Origin of the sequence: Dyella sedimenti, from assembly GCF_022760995.1 — a bacterium.
Lineage (GTDB): Bacteria > Pseudomonadota > Gammaproteobacteria > Xanthomonadales > Rhodanobacteraceae > Dyella > Dyella sedimenti.
In genome coordinates this window covers 1121442-1140512 of record NZ_JAKWJO010000001.1, presented here as the reverse complement: position 1 = coordinate 1140512, position 19071 = coordinate 1121442, and the positions used below count along the sequence as shown (strand labels likewise).

Here is a 19071-nt window from a genome sequence, read left to right as displayed (position 1 = left end):
AGCCCAAAGTCCCGCGATTCTAGCCCAATGCCCGCACCCGCCTCGATCTGCCTGCTCCGCACCTCCGCCATCGGCGACGTCACCCACGTCGTGCCGCTGGTGCGCACGCTGCAGGCGGCCTGGCCGCAGACGGAGCTGGCCTGGATCGTGGGCAAGCTGGAACGCCGGCTGGTCGGCGACCTGCCCGGGGTGAACTTCGTGACGTTCGACAAGGGCGCCGGCCTGGCCGGCATGCGCGCGGTCGGCGCGGCCCTGCGCGGCCAGCGCTTCGATGCCTTGCTGCAGATGCAGGTGGCGCTGCGCTCCAATCTGCTGAGCCTGTTCGTGCGGGCGCGCCGGCGCATCGGCTACGACAGCGCGCGCGCGAAGGATGGCCACGGCCTGGTGGTCAACGAGCGCATTCCCGCGCGTACCGGCGAGCACGTGCTCGATGCCATGGGCAGCTTTTGCGAGCCGCTGGGCCTGAAGCAGACCCAGGTGCGCTGGGACATCCCGATTCCGGAAGAGGACCACGCCTGGGCCGCCGGGCAACTGCCCGGCGAGCACCCCACCCTGCTGGTGAGCCCCACCTCCAGCCACGTGCTGCGCAACTGGCGGCCGGAGCGCTATGCCGCGGTGATGAACCATGCCGCGGCGAAGGGCTGGCGCGTGGTGCTGGTCGGCGGCCCCTCGCCGCTGGAGCGCACAATGGCCGACGCCGTGCTGGCCGCCTGCCGCCATGCGCCGCTCGACCTCACCGGCAAGGACACCCTCAAGAAGATGTTGGCCATGCTCAAGCGCGCGCCCATGCTGCTGACACCCGACTCCGGCCCCATGCACATGGCCAACGCGGTGGGCTGCAAGGTGCTGGGCCTGCACGCCGCCAGCAACCCGAACCGCTCGGGCCCCTATTCCGACCGCCGCTGGTGCGTGGACAAGTACGACGAGGCCTCGCGCAAGTACCTCGGCAAGCCGGCCAGCGAGATTCCCTGGGGCAGCAAGATCGAGCGTCCCGGCGTGATGGACCTGATCGGCGTGGACGAGGTGATCGAGCGCTTCGAGGCCTGCGCGGCGCACCTGGGCCTCGGCTAGCTTTCTCTCTGTGGGAGCGCACCCTGTGCGCGACGGCATCACCACCGGCACGTCGCGCACAGGGTGCGCTCCCACAAGGACAGGCAGTGGTGGGCCTCAGGGTGTGCGGTAGTCCTGGTAGGACTTCTCTTCCACCAGTTGCGAGCCGAGCTTGAGGTTGATCTCGCGCTTGACCGCCGCGCGCACGTCGTTCTGCACATACACCGAACGGGCCAGCTCGATGAACTCGCCGTCGAAGGCCTGGGCCTTTTCCTTCAGCCGGATGCGGTCCTCGATATCCCACAGCGCCTCGTTGACCGCCAGCAGGCGGGCGCGCTCGGCGGCGATGTCGGTGCGGGACGCCGGGTGGGACGCCCAGGTGGTGTTGAGCAGGTCCAGCTCGGTGCGCACATTGGCCAGCTTGGCAGGGTCGGCGATCTGCCGGGACTTGATTTCCAGGATGGTGATCTTGTCGATCAGCTCGCCGTAGGAAACCGGGACTTGGATAAGGCTCATGGAGACTCCAGGAAAGGCGGGGCCGGCGCGGCGACGGCCCCGTCACCGCGGCCGGCTGGCAAGGTGCCCATCATAAGCGGTCTTGCCCATCGGTTCAGTCTGTCCTATTAGACTGGCGCGGCAACCTACCCCAAGGAGAAAGTCCATGCTTAGCCCCCGTCTTTTCCTGTTGCCCCTGGCCGCGGCGCTGGCCGCCAGCTCGTTCGGCGCCAGTGCACAGGCGGCCCGCAACGGCGTGCTGGTGCGCAACGACGGCATCTATCTTCGCTGCGACCAGTGCGGCACCGTCGAGGCGATCGACCAGAACATCAGCCAGGGCAGCGACCACAGCGTGGCGGGCACCATCATCGGCGGCATCGCCGGCGGCGTGCTGGGCAACCAGGTCGGCAGGGGCAAGGGCAATACCCTGGCCACCGTGGCCGGCGCGGTCGGCGGCGGCTACGCGGGCAACCGCATCGGCGCCAACAGCGGCGGCGCGCGCCAGAGCTTCACGCTGCGCATCCGCATGGGCAACGGCGGCTACGCCAACGTCACCGTGCCGGACGCCAGCGCGATCCGCACCGGCGACCTGGTGCAGATCGACCCGAACGGCAACATCACCCGCATCCAGTAAGCGGACGCCCCCTTCAAAAAAAGCCGGCTCTCAAGGGCCGGCTTTTTTCATGCCCAAGGACGCGCGTCGCACGCGCCCTTCCAGTTCGTCATAGAAAGACTTTGGCAGCGACGCCTGCACCGGCACCGCCCACCAGTTCGCCTTGGCGAAGGCGCGGCATTTGACGGCATCCTTCTCGGTCATCAGCACCGGCTGGCGGTCGCCGAAGCCGAGGTCCTGCGCGTTGAAGGCATGGTGGTCGGGAAAAACATGTTCGATCACGTGCAGGCCCTGGGCGCGCAGGCCGGCGAAGAAACGCTGCGGATGGCCGATGGCGGCCACGGCGTGCACGGTCCGTCCGGCGAGATCGGCCAGCGGCATCGTTCGCTGGCCGACCAGCGCCCGCGCGGTGCCACCCTGCAAATGCATGGGCACCTCGCCGGGTTCCATCACGCCGCCGTTGCAGATGCGGAAATCGACCTTGCGCAACCGCGACAGCGGTTCGCGCAGCGGTCCGGCCGGCAGCAGGCGGCCATTGCCGAAGCGGCGCACGCCGTCGATCACGCAGATCTCCACGTCGCGCGCCAGGGCGTAGTGCTGCAGGCCATCGTCGGCGATCACCACATCGCAACCCGCATCGATCAGCAGCCGGGCCGCGGCGGGACGATCGCGCCCCACCGCCACCGCCACGCCGCTGGCGCGGATCAGGCAGGGCTCGTCGCCGACCACCGCAGGATCAGGCGTCTCGTCCAGCAGCCGCGGCCGCTTCTGCTTGCCGCCATAGCCCCGGCTCACCACGCCCGGCGCATGGCCGCGTCTGCGCAACGCCTCCGCCACGGCGATGGTCAGCGGGGTCTTGCCGGTACCGCCAGCGGTGAGGTTGCCGATCACCACCACCGGCACCGGCAACCGCGTGCTGCGCAGCAGCCCGGCGCGATACAGGGCACGCCGCAGTGCGCCCAGGGCGCCGTAGAGCCATGCCAGCGGCCGCGTCCACCAGGGCGCGCGCCCCTTGCCGTACCAGGCCGATTCGATGCGCCCGGCCACACTCATGCCATGGGCCTCAGTCACCGTTCTGGCTATGGAACTGCATGCGATGCAGCGCGGCATACTGCCCACCCAGGGCCAGCAGCTCGGCATGGCTGCCGCGCTCCACGATGCGCCCCTGGTCCATCACCGCGATCTGGTCGGCGTGCTCGATGGTGGACAGGCGATGGGCGATCACCAGCGTCGTACGGTCTCGCATCAGGTCCTGCAACGCCTGCTGGATCAGGCGCTCGGACTCGGTGTCGAGTGCGCTGGTCGCCTCGTCCAGCACCAGGATCGGCGCGTTCTTGAGGATGGCGCGCGCGATCGCGATGCGCTGGCGCTGGCCGCCGGAGAGCCGGTTGCCGCCTTCGCCGATCGGACTGTGGATGCCCTCGGGCATGCCGGCGATGAATTCCATCGCATGGGCCGCCTCGGCGGCGGCGATGATGTCCCGCTCGCTGGCGCCGGCCAGTTCGCCATAGGCGATGTTCTGGGCCACGGTGCCGTCGAACAGCACCACGTGCTGTCCCACCCAGGCGATCTGCCGGCGCAGCGAGGCCAGCGTGTAGCTTTCGTAGTCCTCGCCGTCGAGCAGGATGCGCCCGCTGGTCGGCTCGTTGAAGCGCGGCAACAGGCTGGCCAGGCTGCTCTTGCCGCTGCCCGAGCGCCCCACCAGGGCGGTTACCGTGCCCGGCGCGCAATGCAGATCCACGTCGGCCAAGGCCACGGCATCGCCGCGCGGATACACCAGCCCCACCTTGTCGAAGCGCAGGTCGCCCTGGGTGCGCTCCAGCACCTTGGTGCCATGGTCCACTTCCGGCGGCAGGTCAATGACCGCGAACAGGTTCTCCGCCGCCGAGATGCCGGTCTGCATGGTGGACTGCACGTTGGTGAGCCGCTTCAGCGACGACAGCATGCCGCCCATGGCGGTGAGCACGGCGATGAACACGCCGGGGGAGATATGGTCGATCTCGGCCGGGCGCGAAGCCAGGTACACCATGCCGGCCAGCGCCAGCGAAGCCACCGTCTGGATCGACGAACCGGAGATGGCGCTGGTGGCGACGATCTTGAGGTTGAGGTAGCGCGCGCGGTCGGACACTTCCTTGAAACGCTCGGCCGCCTGCTGCTGCCCGCCGTAGATGCGCACTTCGCGGTGGGCCTTGAGCATCTCGTCCACGGTGCCGGTGACCGAGCCCATCATGCCCTGGATGCGCCGGCTGACCACGCGGTAGCGGCGGCTGACCGCCGAAGCGATCAGCACGATGGCGGGCACCAGGATCAGCAGGGCGGTGGTGAGGTAGAGGCTCTTGTACAGCATCACCACGAACATGCCGATGACGGTGATGCTCTCCGTCACAGTCACCTTCAGCGCATCCGTGGATGCCCCGGCGACCTGCTCGCTGGTATAGGTGATGCGCGAGACCTGGTGGCCGGAATGCTCGCTGCCGAAGAAGGACGCCGGCAGGCGCAGGTAGGCGGCGAACACGTCGCGCTGCATGGCCTGCACCACGTTGCGCGACACGTAGCCCATGCCGTAGTTGCTGATCAGGATGGCCACGCCGCGCACCATGAAGATGCCGATGATCCACAGCGGCATCCAGCGGATGAGGTAGGGATCCTTCTGCTGCAGCAGCTTGTCCATGATCGGCTGCAGCTTGCTGGTGAAGAGCGCCAGCGCGCCGCCGTCCACGGCGAAGCCGATGATGGAAATCAGGATCACCGGCCAGTAGCGGGCCGAATAGCCGAGCAGGCGCTTGTAGACCCGCCGGCTGTTCGCATCCCACAACGCGACTTTCTTCTTGCCTTCGCTCATGGCCCCGTGCCCGACTGCGTCGGCGTGGTGGCGATGGATAGCTTGGTGAAGCCCAGTTGGCCCAGCGCGTCCATGGCGGTGACCACGTTCTGGTGCGCCGTCATGGCATCGGCGCGGATGGTCACCTGGCGGTCGCGGTCGTCGCCGGCCGCGCTGGCGATGGCCTGCTTGAGCGGCTCGATGCCCTGCCCCATCACCTCGTCGCTGCCCACGTAGAAGTGGCCGTCGCGATCCACCACCACGGTGAGCGCGGGCACCTGCATGTCGCGTTCCTCGGCGCTGGCCTGGGGCAGGGTCACCTGCATGCGCGAGTGCTGGATGAAGGTGGTGGTGAGCACGAAGAACATCAGCAGGGTCAGCAGCACGTCGATCAGCGAGATCACGTTGATCTCGAAGTCGTCCTGCCGGCGGTCGTTACCGATACGCATCGCTCAGCCCGCGCTCGACTCGGTGGTGCGGGCGGCGCGCGGGCGCGCAGGGGCCGGCTGGTTGACGGTCAGCTCGTCGAGCAGCGCGGTGGCCTGCTTCTCCATCTCCACGCAATAGCCGGCCACCTTGGAGCGGAAATAGCGGTGCAGCACATAGGCGGGAATCGCCACCACCAGGCCGGTGGCGGTGCAGATCAGCGCCTCGCCGATGCCGCCGGCCATCTTCATCGGGTCGCCCACGCCGCCGCGCATCACCTCCATGAACATACGGATCAGGCCGATCACGGTACCCAGCAGGCCGAGCAACGGGCCGATCAGCGCGATCGTGCCCAGCGTATTCAGGTAGCGCTCCATGCGATGCACCACATGGCGGCCGGTGTCCTCGATGCGCTCCTTGATCAGCTCGCGCGGACGGTTGCGCACGGCCAGCGCGGAAGCCAGCAGTTCGCCCAGCGGCGAGCCGTTGGCGAGCGTGGCGAGATGGCCGGGATCGAGCTGGCCCGAACGGGCCCAGTTGCGCACTTCCTCGCCCAGGCCGGGTGGGAGCACCGAACGGCGGCGCAGGGTCCAGCACCGCTCCAGCACGATCGCCAGGGCGACCGCCGAACAGATCAGGATGGGCAGCATCGCCCAGCCACCAGCCATCAGGATTTCCAGCACAACGACTCCGCGACACTTAGATCGTTTAGGAAGCGCGCATCATAACAGTCCCGCTTCGCCATTCCGCGGCGCCGGTGGCAGTTGCCGCGATCCGTCCGGTCACTACCCGCAACGCCTTGCCTGGCCTCATTCGCGCCAGTAGCGAGACTGTCGCTGCCGCCACTGCGCCGTCACCCTGGGCGGCCCATCCGGTGGCGCATCGACCTGGATCGCCCCGGCCGTCGCGGTGTTCAGCCAGGGCACGCCGGCCTGCTCGTAGCGCTCGATCACCCGCGGGTGCGGATGGCGGAAGCGATTGCGCCAGCCAGAGGAAACCAGCGCCTGCGACGGCGCCACGGCCTCGATGAAGGCCGCACTCGATGAACTGCGGCTGCCATGGTGCGGCACCACCAGCACCAGCGGCGGCCCGCCGGACAGGGCCGCCGCCACTGCCGGCTCGATGCGGGCGGTGATGTCGCCGGTCAGCAATGCGCGGCCGCCCCGCCCTTCCACCAGCAGCACGCAGGAGCGGTCGTTGCTCGCCCCCGTCGGCGAGCCGGACGGCAACACGCGTATCTCGACGCCGTCCCAGGACCACGACTGCCCCGCCGCGCATGGCGCCATCCCGATCGGCAGCCGCTCCGGCTCTCCCGAATAGCGCGCCGCCGAGGGAAAGGCCGCCGCCACGGCGGGAATGCCACCCGCATGGTCGTTGTCGGCATGGCTGGCTACCAGCAGGTCGAGCCGCGTCAGGCCCAGCGCGTGGATCGACGGCAACACCGCCGCCTCGCCCAGGTCGTAGTCGGACGGGTAGCGCGCGCCCGCGTCGTAGAGCAAGGCGTGGTGCCGCGTACGCACCAGCACCGAGAGCCCCTGCCCCACGTCCAGCATCCACAGTTGGAAACCGCCCGGCGCGGGCGGCTCCCGCGCGGGAAACAGCAGCGGCAGGCACAGCAGGCCGCCCAGCCAGCGCACCGGCGCGCCACGCGGCGCGAACAGCCACAACGCACCGAGCATGGCCAGCAGCAACGCCCACAGGCGCACTTCAGGCAGGTACCAGTGCGCGCCCGGCCAGCCGGCCATGTGGTCGAGCAACCACCATTGCGCCCGCGCCAGTTGCCCCGCCAACCACAACAGGGGTGCGGCCAGCGGCGGCCACAGGCCCAGCAGCAGCACGCCGGCCAGCGTGATCGGCACGATCACCAGGCTCACCAGCGGCACCGCGACCAGGTTGGACAGCGCACCGACCAGCGACGCCTGGCCGAAGAACCACAGGGTCAACGGCAGCAGGGCCACGGACATCAGCAGTTGCGTCGCGGTGAGCTCGTGCAGGAACCCGCGCCAGCCTTGCCTTCGCCCATCCATGCACAGCATCAACAAGGCCACCCCGACGAAGGACAGCCAGAAGCCGCCCGACAGCACGCACAGCGGGTCGAACAGCAGCACCGCCAGCAGGGCCAGCGACAGCGATTGCAGCCCGTGCGCCGGACGCCGCAGGCACCGCGCCAGCGCCACCGTGGCGATCATCAGCAAGGTGCGCGAGGTAGGCAGGCCGAAGCCCGCCAGCGCGCTGTAGAGCGTCGCCAGCAGCAGGGCCGAGATCGCCTCCACCGGCGGCCTCGGCACGCGCAGGGCCCAACCGGGGAAGCATGCATAGAACAATCGCGCCAGCCATGCGCCGAAGATGGCCGCCACGCCCACATGGAAGCCTGAGATCGCGATCAGGTGCGAGATGCCGTTGGCGCGGGCGACCTCCCAATCCTGCGCGGTCAACCCGCGCGTATCGCCGACGGCCAGCGCACGCACGAAGGCGGCGGCACGCGGCTCGGCGATGCGCGCGCCAATGGCGCGGCTGATTGCATCGCGCAGGCCATCGACGCAAAAAGCCGGCGCCGCGCCTTTCTCGCCACCGTGGCTGCGCACATAGCCGGTCGCCACGAGGCCCCGCTCCAGCGCACCGCGCTCGCCATCGCCGCCCCCGGGATTGACCAGGCCCCGCGGCCGCTTCACGCGCACCGTCAAATGCCAGCGGGAGCAAGGCGCCAGCGCTGGCGCCCCCTCGTACCAATTCACCCTCAGGCGGCCATGCAGGTCCAGGGGCGCATCCCGCCAGGCCGCGCTTTCCACCGCCAGCAGGAAGGCGGTGGCGTCCGCGCGCGCCTGCGGCAGGTCGGCGACGGTGCCAACCACCTGGATGTCCTGTCCTTCCAGCTCGCGCGGCAGCCGCGCATCCATCGCGCCGCCGCCGCGCCAGCAGGCCCATGCGAAGCCCAGCAGGCACCAGCCCAGCATGCGGGCGTAACCGCCACGCCATACCAGGGTGCCGGCGGCCGCCACGGTCGCGAGGCATAGCCAGCGGGGCGGCAACGCCACCAGCCACTGCACCGGCAGCACGCCGAGCAGCAACAGGAGGCCAGGCCACACCGCACCGTCCCTGCACACCCTCGCCCCTCTCCTGGAGAAAGGGTTCAGGTTAGGACCATCCCCCGTACGCGGGGACCGAAAAACGTGTAGGTTCCGGCCGCCGCCGGCGGCAATCAGGCGTGGACCTTGTCCAGCAGCATGCCGTTGTGCAGTTCCAGCGTGCGGTCCATGCGCGAGGCCAGGCGGTTGTCGTGGGTCACCAGGATGAAGCTGGTGCCGATCTCGCGGTTGAGTTCCAGCATCAGGTCGTAGACCTGCGCGGCGTTGCCTTCATCCAGGTTGCCGGTGGGCTCGTCGCCCAGCACCACCGCGGGACGCGTCACCAGCGCGCGCGCCACGGCGCAGCGCTGGCGTTCGCCGCCGGAAAGCTCAGCGGGCTTGTGGTGCAGGCGCCGGTCCAGGCCCACCCGGCCGAGCAGCGTGCTGGCCTGCCGCTGCGCCTCGGCGATGGCCATGCCGCGGATCAGCAGCGGCATGCACACATTTTCCAGCGCGGTGAACTCTGGCAGCAGGTGATGGAACTGGTAGATGAAGCCCATCGATCGATTGCGCACGCGGCCGCGGTCGGCGTCGGAAAGGCGGGAGAGGTTCTGGCCCTCCACTTCCACCTCGCCGCGCGTCAGCGTGTCCAGGCCGCCGATGATGTGCAGCAGAGTGCTCTTGCCCGAGCCGGAGGCGCCCACGATCGCCAGCGTCTCGCCGCGCTTCAGCGTGAAGCTGACATCGGCGAGCACGTCGGTCTTCAGGTCGCCTTCCTCGTAGGTCTTGGCGATATGGCTGGCGCGCAGCACGATGCCGGTGGAATGGTTCTGGGGCTTATTCATAACGCAGCGCCTGCGCCGGCTGGGTGCGCGAGGCGCGCCAGGCGGGATAGAGGGTGGCCAGCAGCGAGAATATGAAGGTGATCAGCGCCACCCAGCCCACGTCGCCGGCCTGCAGCTTGCTCGGCAGTTCGCTGATGTAATAGACGTCCGGCGAGAGGAAGGTGACGCCGGTGACATGCTCGATCCACTTCACGATGCCGGGCAGCTTCCACGACAGCAGCGAGCCCAGGCCCACGCCGAAGCCGATGCCGACGAAACCCACCAGCACGCCCTGCACCATGAACATGCCCATGATGCTGCGCGGCGTGGAGCCCAGCGTGCGCAGGATGGCGATGTCGGCCTGCTTGTCGGTCACCAGCATCATCAGCATCGAGATGAGGTTGATCACCGCGACCAGGATGATCAGCGAGAGGATGATGAACATCACCTTCTTCTCCATCGAGATGGCGGAGAAGAAATTGGCGTGACTGTCCATCCAGGTATCCACGCGATAGACCTGGCCCAACTGGTCGGCCAGTTCGTGCGCCACCTCGCGTGCGTTGAACATGTCGTCCAGTCGCAGGCGGATGCCAGTGGGACCGTCGAGGCCGTTGAGCCGCTCGGCGTCGCGCATGTTGGCCAGGGCCAGGCCGGAATCGAATTCCTGCATGCCCATCTCGAACACGCCCGACACGGTGAACGAGCGCAGGTTGGGCACGCTGCCGGTGATCGGCGAGGACTTGAAGGTGGGCACCGCCACGATCACCTTGTCGCCCACCGCCACGCCCAGCTGCAGCGCCAGCTCTCGCCCCAGCACGACGTTCCAGCTGCCGGGCGTGAGGGAATCCAGCCGGCCCTCGACCATGTGCCGGTCGATGTCCGATACCTTCGGCTCCTCGGCCGGCTCGATGCCGCGCAGCAGGCCGCCGGTGGAACGGCGCGCCTGCAGGAAGGCCTCCGACTCCACGTAGGGCGCGGCTCCCTTCACGTGCCGGTTGGCCTCGGCGATCTGCACCGCGCGCGGCCATTCCTGCACGCTCTGTCCTGGCATGCCCGACACCGTGGCGTGCGAGATGGCGCCGAGGATGCGCGAGCGCAGCTCGTCGTCGAAGCCGTTCATCACCGACATCACCGTGATAAGCGCGGTCACGCTGATGGCGATGCACACGATGGAGACGGTGGAGATGAAGGAGATGAACTGGTTGCGACGCTTGGCGCGGGTGTAGCGCAGGCCGACGAAAAGCTCTAGCGGTCGAAACATTAGGGCGGTCGCTTGTGGAGTTCTTGGGGGCGGGCCGCCCGGTCGGCGCGATTATCGCCCGAGACGCGGCCAAACCGTAGGACCGCGTTCAGCGGAAAGAGTGCCTGGGAACCTCGGCGGCCGCCGCGACGGCCAGGCGCATGCGAAGGCGGCGGCGGATATCCGCATCGCTGTTGTCGGGCCCGAGCAGCAGCGGCACCCTGCCCAGCTGCGACGCCTGCAACCATAGCCACACATACTGGCTCGCCAGGACGCGGTGGCCCACCAGGGTGGCGGGCACGTCCTGGCCGTCGCGGGTATGCAGGGTCCAGTTGCCGTCGCGTCCCAACCCCACCGCGCTGACGGCCGTGCGCCCGAAGCGGGCCAGGGCGCGCCGTACCGCGGCGACGGCAGCCAGCGACAGCGTGATCTTGGCAGCCATCGGCACGGCGCTCAGCCACAGGGAGCACAGCGCCAGCAGGGCCAGCGGCCACACGACGCGCCGCAACCAGCGGGATGGCCGGTATTCAAAGCCGATGGCGGGCGCGGATGTCATCGATGATCGCCTGCCAGTCGGCACGGTGGGCCTTAGCATGACCCATCACCCAGTCCCACAGGTCCGGGTCCTGCACGTCGAGCAATTCGTCGAAAGCCTGGCGCTGGGCCTCGTCGGCATCGGCGAAACGCTCCTCCAGCCAGCCGCCGAACAGCGCGTCCAGTTCGCGGGTGCCGCGGCGGGTACGCCAGCGCAGGCGCTTGATGCGGGCTTCGTCCATAGCGGTTTTGCCTCCTGCTTTCTTCCTCTCCGGGGAGAGGACCGGGGTGAGGGGCCCATCTTGCCTCAGTCTTGGCAATGGAAGCTCTTTCGCGAGCACCCACCCCTCACCCTACCCTCTCCCCGGAGGGGAGAGGGAAAAGCGCGGCGCTTACGCCCGGCGCTCCACGATCAGCTTCTTGATCTCCGCGATCGCCTTGGCCGGGTTCAGGCCCTTCGGGCAGGTGCGCGCGCAGTTCATGATGGTGTGGCAGCGGTAGAGCTTGAACGGATCTTCCAGGTCGTCCAGGCGGGCGCCGGTGTCCTCGTCGCGGCTATCCACGATCCAACGGTAGGCCTGCAGCAGGATGGCCGGACCGAGGTAGCGGTCGCCGTTCCACCAGTAGCTCGGGCAACTGGTCGAGCAGCAGGCGCACAGGATGCACTCGTACAGGCCGTCGAGCTTCTTGCGGTCCTCCGGCGACTGCAGGCGCTCCTTGTCGGCCGGCGCCGGGCTCTGCGTGCGCAGCCACGGCTTGATCGAGGCGAACTGGGCATAGAAATGCGTCAGGTCCGGCACCAGGTCCTTCACCACCGGCATGTGCGGCAGCGGATAGATCTTCACGTCGCCCGAGGCGCAGTCCGCGATGGCCTTGGTGCAGGCCAGCGTGTTGGTGCCGTCGATGTTCATCGCGCACGAGCCGCAGATGCCTTCGCGGCACGAGCGGCGCAGGGTCAGCGTCGAGTCGATCTCGTTCTTGATCTTCAGCAGCGCGTCCAGAACCATCGGGCCACACGAGGCCATGTCGACCTCGTACGTGTCGATGCGCGGGTTCTGGCCATCGTCCGGCGACCAGCGATAGATGCGGAAGGTGCGCGGCTTCTTGGCGTCCTTCGCCGGGTAATGCCTGCCTGGCTGGACCTTGGAATTCTTGGGTAGCGAAAACTCGGCCACGTTTGCCTCACTTATCTCGTGCTTGCCGTAACAGCTCGCCTGGCGAGCGCCGGTACAACATTGAAAGAACCACGAGGGTTCCGGCCTTGGATCAATAGGTACGCTTCTTCGGCGGCACGACGTCGACGTCCTTGGTCATGGTGTACATGTGCACCGGACGGAAATCGAAATTCGCCTTGCCCGCCTCGTCGACCGACACCAGCGTGTGCTTCTGCCAGTTGGCGTCGTCGCGGTCCGGGAAGTCCTCGCGGGCATGCGCGCCACGGCTCTCGGTGCGCTGCTCGGCCGAGTAGATGGTCGCTACCGCCTGCGACAGCAGGTTGGACAGCTCCAGCGTCTCGGTGAGGTCGGAGTTCCACACCAGCGAACGGTCGCTCACGCCCACGTGCTGGAAGGAGTCGTAGATCTTCGAGAGCTTCTCGCAGCCTTCGCGCAGCGAGTCGCCGGTGCGGAACACCGCCGCGTCGGTCTGCATGGTGCGCTGCATGTCGGCGCGGATCTTCGCCGTCGGCAGCTCGCCCTTGGCGTGGCGCAGGCCGTCGAAGCGGCCCAGCGCCTTGTCCAGCACGCTGGCCGGCAGGTCCTTGTGCGGCGCATTCGGCTTGATGATCTCGGCGCAGCGGTGCGCCACTGCGCGGCCGAACACCACCAGGTCGAGCAGCGAGTTGGAGCCCAGGCGGTTGGCGCCGTGCACCGACACGCAGGCCGCCTCGCCGATGGCGAACAGGCCCGGCACCACGGCATCGACGTCGTCGCCGCGCTTCTGCACCACTTCGCCGTGGTAGTTGGTCGGGATGCCGCCCATGTTGTAGTGCACGGTCGGGATGACCGGGATCGGCTCCTTGGTCACGTCCACGCCGGCGAAGATGCGCGCCGACTCGGCGATGCCCGGCAGGCGCTCGTGGATCACGCCCGCGCCCAGGTGCATCAGGTTGATGAAGATGTGGTCCTTGTGCTCGCCGACGCCGCGGCCCTCGCGGATCTCCATGGTCATCGCGCGGCTGACTACGTCGCGCGAGGCCAGGTCCTTGGCGTTGGGCGCGTAGCGCTCCATGAAGCGCTCGCCGTTGGAATTGGTGAGATAGCCGCCCTCGCCGCGCACGCCCTCGGTAATCAGGCAGCCGGCGCCGTAGATGCCGGTCGGGTGGAACTGCACGAACTCCATGTCCTGCAGCGCCAGGCCCGCGCGCAGCACCATGCCGCCGCCGTCGCCGGTGCAGGTGTGCGCCGAGGTGGCGCTGAAGTAGGCGCGGCCGTAGCCGCCGGTGGCCAGCACCACCGCGTGGCCGCGGAAGAAGTGCAAGGTACCCTCGTTCATGTCCAGCGCGAGCACGCCGCGGCACACGCCCTCCTCGTCGAACACGAGGTCGATGGCGAAGTACTCGATGAAGAAGGTGGCGTCATGCGCCAGCGCCTGCTGGTACAGCGTGTGCAGGATGGCGTGGCCGGTGCGGTCGGCGGCGGCGCAGGTGCGCTGCGCGGTGCCCTTGCCGTAGTGGGTGGTCATGCCGCCGAACGGGCGCTGGTAGATCTTGCCTTCCTCGGTACGCGAGAACGGCACGCCGTAGTGCTCCAGCTCGATGATGGCCGGGATCGCCTCGCGGCACATGTACTCGATGGCGTCCTGGTCGCCCAGCCAGTCCGAACCCTTGATGGTGTCGTAGAAGTGGAAGCGCCAGTCGTCCTCGCCCATGTTGCCGAGCGCGGCCGAGATGCCGCCCTGCGCCGCCACGGTGTGCGAGCGGGTCGGGAACACCTTGGTGATGCACGCGGCCTTGAGGCCCTTCTCGGCCAGGCCGAAGGTGGCGCGCAGGCCCGCGCCGCCGGCGCCGACCACGATCACGTCGTACTTATGCTGTTGGATCTTGTAGCTTTCCATCGACTTCAGGCTCCCAGCGCCAGACGCAGCACGGCCATCAACGTCGCCAGCGTGCCGAGTACCGCAATGAACTTCACCAGCACCAGGAGGGCGACCTCCTTCCAGCGGGTATGGACGTAGTCCTCGATCACGATCTGCAGGCCGAGCACCGCGTGCCAGCACATGGTGAGCACGAAGGCCACCAGCAGCACCGCGTTCCACGGCTTGGCGACGATGCTGCGCGCCGTCGCATAGTCCGCGTGCAGCGCGCCCAGCACGGTCACCACGAACCACAGGGCGAGGAACACCAGCGCCGTCGCGGTGACGCGCTGCGTCCACCAGTGGCCGACGCCGGACTGCGCCGAGCCCAGGCCGCGGGCGCGCTTCAGGGGATTGCGCATCTGGCTGCGCACGTCGAATTGCTGGCCGTTCTCGCTCATGCCGCGCCTCCGGAGGTCAGGACGTAGGCCCACACGATGATGGTCAGCACGATGCTGCCAATGATGGAGAGCCAGCTGGAACGGACGAACTGCGGGATCGCATAGCCCATGCCGCCGTCCTGGAACAGGTGACGGACGCCATTGCACAGGTGGTAGAACAGCGCCCAGGTCCAGCCCAGCAGCAGCACCAGGCCGATCGGGCTGCCGACGCAGGCCTTGAACTGGTTATAGCTGTCCTCGCCATGGGCCAGGGAGAACACCCCCCACAGCACCAGCAGGGTTCCAACGGAAAGGGCGATGCCGGTGGCGCGATGCACGATGGAGGTCACCATCTGTACCTGCCACTTATAGATGCCCATGTGGGGAGAGAGCGGTCGTTGCGTGTTTGCCATGGCGGCTATCCTGGGTGGAATCGCTGATGCCCTTTACCGCTCTTCCCCTTATCCGACGACGCCGGCGCAGAGCCGGCGCGGCAGATCAGAAGTCGATACAGCGCCCGTTCTTTTCCCAATCGCCGTAGCGGGTGGGGTCGGGCGCCGGCCGCTCCACCAAGGCCTTCTCCGCGTCCGGAACGGCGGGCACGGCGGCTTGCTCCGCGGGGACGGGAACAGGCGTGGACTTTGGTTGGGAGGACGTATCGGACATGGTATGTGAAAGCCCCAGAAGCGTAATACTTGCGTAAATTCAGCACAACCTTGACGGCGACGCGATCGTCTGCCAGTAGGCCGACCACTCTTGCATGGCGCCGGCGCCGCCCTCACCTCGTCCGCCTATGACCACTCACCACTCCGCACAGATCCTGCTGATCGAAGGCGCCGACACCAACGCGTTCGCGCAGGCCCAGTTCAGCAGCCAGGTTCCCACGCTGGCCATTGGCCGGTGGCAGTTCAGCGCGTGGCTGGATGCCCAGGGACGCGTGCTGGCATTGTTCCACCTGGCCCGGCTGGCCGACGACGCCCTGCTGCTGTTGCTGCGCGGCGGCGACGCGGCATCGATGGCGCAGTCGCTGCAGCGCTTCGTGTTCCGCGCCAAGGTCAAGCTCACCGTCCTCGATGCACGCACGCTCGGCACCGGCCCTGCGCTCGAGGCCCATGCCTTCGACCGCGAAGGCGATGCCTACATCCTCGGCTGCGGCGACCACAGCATGGTCGCCGGCGCCGGGCATCCGGACTCGTCCTGGCGCCTTCCACAAATCCAAGCGGGATGGCCCTGGCTGCCGGACGACGTCCTGGGCGCATTGTTGCCGCCCGCGCTTTCGCTGGAGCGCCTGCAGGCCGTCGCCTTCGACAAGGGCTGCTATCCCGGCCAGGAGATCGTGGCGCGGCTGCATTACCGCGGGGGACTCAAGCGGCATATGCATTGCGTCGTATTGCCGCAAGCCTTGCCCGGAGGCACCGTGCTGCGCCAGGGCGACAAGGCAGCCATCCAGTTGCTCGACGTCGCCCCAGGCGACAAGGATGTCGCCGCACTCGCGGTGATCGACGACGACGCCGTTCACTCGCTGGAAACCAGCGTATTGCGCCATGGCGATATGGACGTCTCTCTTCGCATCGCGGAGAGTTGGCCGGCATGACTCGCGTGGCCGCGCAAGGTTTCACGAACGCATCACGGCAAAGGTGAGCACGACGTGAACCTGAACGGCCAGGCACTTGCCAGATCGGAAACCGGCCACTAGTCTCCGCCAGCCAATTCGACGACATCCCTGCCCATGGATGTCGACATACGCGACGAACCGGAGGGGTCCGGATCGGCGCGACCCGGCAGCGATGCCGGCGTATCCCCCGCCTTCGTGCGGAATGCAGTTGCAGCCACTCGGTGGTCAGTACCCGAGCAGTGCTTTGCAGCAGACAAGTTGAGAGCGGCACCGGATCAGCCGTTCGACTGGCCACAATCCCGTGGCAAACCGCCTGGCCACAAGTTTCGGCCGAGGTGTTTCAATCCAGGTGGAACGGCCTGCCCGCCCGTCCACCGCAACGGCGCGTGATGCCAGCCGCATCGGCCTCGCGCGTACAGCACGCTGGAGGCAGACAATGAAACTTTCCATGCTGTTGTGGCTAGCGTCCGTGCTGCCCCAACCCCTCGCGGACCAGACCTGCCTGGCCACGACGGTATATCTCGAGGCACGCAGTGAGTCGACCATCGGCCAGTACGCCGTGGCCGAAGTCGCCCTCCGTCGCCGCGACCGCGGCACCTGGGGCGGCAGCGTCTGTGAGGTCGTCACCTCACCGCGTCAGTTCGCGTTGACGACGACCGCGCAAAATTTCGAAGTGACCGATCTCAATTCCTGGACCAAGGCATGGAAGATCGCCGGCGACTCCATCAGCAACTGGAGCCTGCCCACGGGCGAACGCACGGTCTACGTGCCGCAAGCCGATCACTTCGCCACACTGGCCGTCGCGCCCGCCTGGTCGACGCGACGCATCGTCAGGACCATTGGCGATCACGCCTTCTATGCGGTGAACTGAAGCCATCGCCATCGCGCATAAAAAAAGGCCCTCGCAAGAGGGCCTTTTCATTTGGACGCCCAGACGTCTTTACGTCAGAGTCGATAGACCAGGTTGTTGCGGATCTGCACGTAGTCGCCGGGACGAACCTGCGGATCGGCCGCCTGCGTGACCGTGGCATAGCGCCCGTCGTCCAGCTTGATGGTGACCTGCCAGGCGATGTCCGGGCCGCTGGCGTTCTTGCCGACCTGGTTGCCGACGGCGCCGCCGGCGACCGCGCCGGCCACGGTGGCAAGGGTCCGGCCACTGCCGCCGCCCACCTGGTTGCCCAGCACGCCGCCGGCGATGCCGCCGATGACCATGCCCAGCGGCGATGCTCCCTTCTGGGTCTGGATCTGCCGCACGTCGCTCACCACGCCGCACTGCTCGCAACGATTGGAATAACCGCTGTAGACCACCTGCCGCTGCGGCGGCGGCGTACAACCGGAAACCAGCGCGATGGCCAAGACCAGGCCCATGACAGTCAATTGTCTAAGCAGTGTTTGCATGGCGTAAATCCTCAATGAGCGTCGGAAACGGCAATCACCCCTTCCTGCACCTGCAGCCTGTCGCCCGGATCGTGGTCCATCCGCACGGTGCGGGTAACGCCGTTGTACTCGTAACTGACGTCGTACGCCACGACCTTGTCCCCTCCATTGCCGGGAACGGTGGTGCAGCGACGCTGCGTGCTGGAAACGGTGGCGTTCTGCTGGTGGTTGGCTTGGATCTCGTGGCCCGCATAGCCGCCACCCACGGCGCCGGCCACGGTGGCCAGGGTCCGGCCCTTGCCACTGCCGACCTGGTTGCCGAGCAAACCGCCGGCGATGGCGCCGATCGCCGTACCTGCGATCTGGTGCGTGTCCTGCACGGGCTTGTGCTGGGTGACCACCTCGTCATGGCAAACCTGCTGCGGCGCACTGGGCGCCTCGTGCACCGGAGTCACGCTCACCACGCGGGCGTACTTGGGACCGCCCTGGGCGGCGGCCTGCGCCGACGGCGCGGCGCCCACGCCGCCATCGGCATTCGCATCGCGGTTGCATGCCGAAAGACCAAGAACCAGCGCCGCGCCAAGTCCGAAATTCAGCGCTGAAACGACCAACCTGCTCATAATGCTCTCCTGTCTGGATCGGCGGAGCACCCCGCTTCCGCCCGATTCGATCCGAACGCGCTTCATTGAACCCTCGATTCACTGAATATTCGCTTAGACCGAAGCCGGCCATTCTCACGGGACAGGACCCTGCAATCTGTGCTCGAACTCACCGACAGCCACGCCCATCTCGACGACGACAGCTTCCAAGGCGACGGCGAAGCCATGCTCGCCCGCGCCGCCGAGGCCGGCGTCAGGCACATCGTGGTGCCCGGCATCGACCGGGCGTCGTGGGAACGCATCGCAAACCTCGGCGAGCGCCACGCGCACATTCATCCCGCCTATGGCCTGCATCCGATCTACATCGACCGCCACCAAGCCGCCGACCTCGACGCGCTGCCCGCGCAATTGAAGGCGCATCGCGCCGTCGCCGTGGGCGAAATCGGGTTGGATTTCTTTCTTCCCGAACTGGATGTCCAGCGGCAGCGGGACTATTTCGCAAGGCAGCTGCGCATCGCGCGCGAACTGGACCTACCGGTGATCGTGCATGCGCGACGCGCCATGGACGAGGTCACCTCCACCATCAAGCGGATCGGCGGACTGCACGGCGTCGTGCACAGTTTCTCGGGCAGCCTGCAGCAGGCCGGGCGGCTGTGGGACATGGGCTTCCATCTCGGCATCGGCGGCCCGGTGACCTACGAGCGGGCGCAACGCCTTCGTCGCATCGTGGCCGGCATGCCGATCGAGCGGCTGCTACTGGAAACCGACGCGCCCGACCAGCCCGGCGCCGGCCATCGCGGGCAGCGCAACGAACCGGCCTACCTCACCGAGGTGCTGCGCGAAGTGGCGCGGCTTCGCGGGGAAAGCGAGGCGGATGTCGCGGCCGCGACGACGGCGAATGCCCGCCGCCTGTTCGGCTTCGCCTGACGCGGAACCCGATCGCCCCATCGCAGCGGGGAG

General features: G+C 67.9%; 22 protein-coding genes. 5 read left to right on the top strand and 17 right to left on the bottom strand.

Annotation, left to right across the window (positions count from 1 at the left end; genetic code table 11):
* Positions 1–27 precede the first annotated feature (27 nt).
* Positions 28–1071, top strand: coding sequence for a glycosyltransferase family 9 protein (locus tag MJ605_RS05195; protein ID WP_243039968.1), 1044 nt, complete (start codon positions 28–30; stop codon positions 1069–1071).
* A 96-nt stretch (positions 1072–1167) separates the two neighbouring features.
* On the opposite strand, the gene MJ605_RS05190 is transcribed toward MJ605_RS05195, so the two are convergent.
* A complete protein-coding gene (locus MJ605_RS05190; RefSeq protein ID WP_243039967.1) occupies positions 1168–1566 on the bottom strand; it encodes a DUF6165 family protein in 399 nt (132 codons plus the stop codon).
* A 145-nt stretch (positions 1567–1711) separates the two neighbouring features.
* Between MJ605_RS05190 and MJ605_RS05185 the strand changes: the two genes are divergently transcribed.
* Positions 1712–2179, top strand: coding sequence for a glycine zipper 2TM domain-containing protein (locus tag MJ605_RS05185; protein ID WP_243039966.1), 468 nt, complete (start codon positions 1712–1714; stop codon positions 2177–2179).
* A 30-nt stretch (positions 2180–2209) separates the two neighbouring features.
* Here the strand turns inward: MJ605_RS05185 and lpxK are convergent, their stop codons facing one another.
* The 14 genes from lpxK to MJ605_RS05115 form a co-directional block, all read right to left on the bottom strand.
* Positions 2210–3211 carry a tetraacyldisaccharide 4'-kinase gene (gene lpxK / locus MJ605_RS05180; protein ID WP_243039965.1) on the bottom strand — a complete coding sequence of 334 codons (1002 nt, stop codon included), beginning with the start codon at positions 3209–3211 and terminating at the stop codon, positions 2210–2212.
* Between the two features lie 10 nt (positions 3212–3221).
* Positions 3222–5000, bottom strand: coding sequence for a lipid A export permease/ATP-binding protein MsbA (gene msbA, locus MJ605_RS05175; protein WP_243039964.1), 1779 nt, complete (start codon positions 4998–5000; stop codon positions 3222–3224).
* The gene (locus MJ605_RS05170; RefSeq protein WP_243039963.1) at positions 4997–5428 is read right to left on the bottom strand and encodes an ExbD/TolR family protein; all 432 of its coding nucleotides are present in this window, start codon (positions 5426–5428) and stop codon (positions 4997–4999) included. Before MJ605_RS05170 ends, msbA begins: the two co-directional genes overlap by 4 nt.
* Positions 5429–5431: 3 nt before the next feature.
* The gene (locus MJ605_RS05165; protein WP_243040030.1) at positions 5432–6073 is read right to left on the bottom strand and encodes a MotA/TolQ/ExbB proton channel family protein; all 642 of its coding nucleotides are present in this window, start codon (positions 6071–6073) and stop codon (positions 5432–5434) included.
* Between the two features lie 141 nt (positions 6074–6214).
* On the bottom strand, positions 6215–8509 hold the full coding sequence (locus MJ605_RS05160) for a DNA internalization-related competence protein ComEC/Rec2 (protein ID WP_425600971.1): 2295 nt from the start codon (positions 8507–8509) through the stop codon (positions 6215–6217).
* A 95-nt stretch (positions 8510–8604) separates the two neighbouring features.
* The gene (gene lolD, locus MJ605_RS05155) at positions 8605–9315 is read right to left on the bottom strand and encodes a lipoprotein-releasing ABC transporter ATP-binding protein LolD (protein WP_243039961.1); all 711 of its coding nucleotides are present in this window, start codon (positions 9313–9315) and stop codon (positions 8605–8607) included.
* Positions 9308–10555, bottom strand: coding sequence for a lipoprotein-releasing ABC transporter permease subunit (locus tag MJ605_RS05150; protein ID WP_243039960.1), 1248 nt, complete (start codon positions 10553–10555; stop codon positions 9308–9310). The genes lolD and MJ605_RS05150 overlap by 8 nt, the downstream gene beginning before the upstream one ends.
* 88 nt (positions 10556–10643) lie before the next feature.
* Entirely contained in the window at positions 10644–11090 is a 447-nt protein-coding gene (locus tag MJ605_RS05145; protein ID WP_243039959.1) for a protein YgfX, read from the bottom strand.
* Positions 11062–11310 (bottom strand): FAD assembly factor SdhE, encoded by a 249-nt coding sequence (locus tag MJ605_RS05140; protein ID WP_243039958.1) that lies wholly within the window; start codon positions 11308–11310, stop codon positions 11062–11064. Before MJ605_RS05140 ends, MJ605_RS05145 begins: the two co-directional genes overlap by 29 nt.
* Before the next feature lie 150 nt (positions 11311–11460).
* Entirely contained in the window at positions 11461–12243 is a 783-nt protein-coding gene (locus MJ605_RS05135) for a succinate dehydrogenase iron-sulfur subunit (RefSeq protein ID WP_243039957.1), read from the bottom strand.
* A gap of 91 nt (positions 12244–12334) precedes the next feature.
* Positions 12335–14122: a succinate dehydrogenase flavoprotein subunit gene (gene sdhA, locus MJ605_RS05130; protein WP_243039956.1), complete on the bottom strand. Its 1788-nt coding sequence runs from the start codon at positions 14120–14122 to the stop codon at positions 12335–12337.
* Between the two features lie 5 nt (positions 14123–14127).
* On the bottom strand, positions 14128–14541 hold the full coding sequence (gene sdhD, locus MJ605_RS05125; RefSeq protein WP_243039955.1) for a succinate dehydrogenase, hydrophobic membrane anchor protein: 414 nt from the start codon (positions 14539–14541) through the stop codon (positions 14128–14130).
* Positions 14538–14933: a succinate dehydrogenase, cytochrome b556 subunit gene (sdhC, locus tag MJ605_RS05120; protein WP_243039954.1), complete on the bottom strand. Its 396-nt coding sequence runs from the start codon at positions 14931–14933 to the stop codon at positions 14538–14540. Before sdhC ends, sdhD begins: the two co-directional genes overlap by 4 nt.
* 85 nt (positions 14934–15018) lie before the next feature.
* On the bottom strand, positions 15019–15186 hold the full coding sequence (locus tag MJ605_RS05115; RefSeq protein WP_243039953.1) for a DUF1674 domain-containing protein: 168 nt from the start codon (positions 15184–15186) through the stop codon (positions 15019–15021).
* A gap of 127 nt (positions 15187–15313) precedes the next feature.
* Here MJ605_RS05115 and ygfZ point away from each other — a divergent pair, with 127 nt between their 5' ends.
* Positions 15314–16114 carry a CAF17-like 4Fe-4S cluster assembly/insertion protein YgfZ gene (gene ygfZ / locus MJ605_RS05110; protein WP_243039952.1) on the top strand — a complete coding sequence of 267 codons (801 nt, stop codon included), beginning with the start codon at positions 15314–15316 and terminating at the stop codon, positions 16112–16114.
* 457 nt (positions 16115–16571) lie between these two features.
* Positions 16572–17006 carry a cell wall hydrolase gene (locus tag MJ605_RS05105; protein WP_243039951.1) on the top strand — a complete coding sequence of 145 codons (435 nt, stop codon included), beginning with the start codon at positions 16572–16574 and terminating at the stop codon, positions 17004–17006.
* Between the two features lie 74 nt (positions 17007–17080).
* Here the strand turns inward: MJ605_RS05105 and MJ605_RS19395 are convergent, their stop codons facing one another.
* Both MJ605_RS19395 and MJ605_RS05095 read right to left on the bottom strand, forming a co-directional pair.
* A complete protein-coding gene (locus tag MJ605_RS19395) occupies positions 17081–17533 on the bottom strand; it encodes an outer membrane lipoprotein (RefSeq protein ID WP_425600970.1) in 453 nt (150 codons plus the stop codon).
* A gap of 11 nt (positions 17534–17544) precedes the next feature.
* The gene (locus MJ605_RS05095; RefSeq protein WP_243039950.1) at positions 17545–18132 is read right to left on the bottom strand and encodes a glycine zipper 2TM domain-containing protein; all 588 of its coding nucleotides are present in this window, start codon (positions 18130–18132) and stop codon (positions 17545–17547) included.
* A gap of 138 nt (positions 18133–18270) precedes the next feature.
* On the opposite strand from MJ605_RS05095, the gene MJ605_RS05090 reads away from it, so the two are divergent.
* Complete coding sequence (locus tag MJ605_RS05090; RefSeq protein ID WP_243039949.1) at positions 18271–19038, top strand: TatD family hydrolase; 768 nt, start codon at positions 18271–18273, stop codon at positions 19036–19038.
* Positions 19039–19071: the final 33 nt, after the last annotated feature.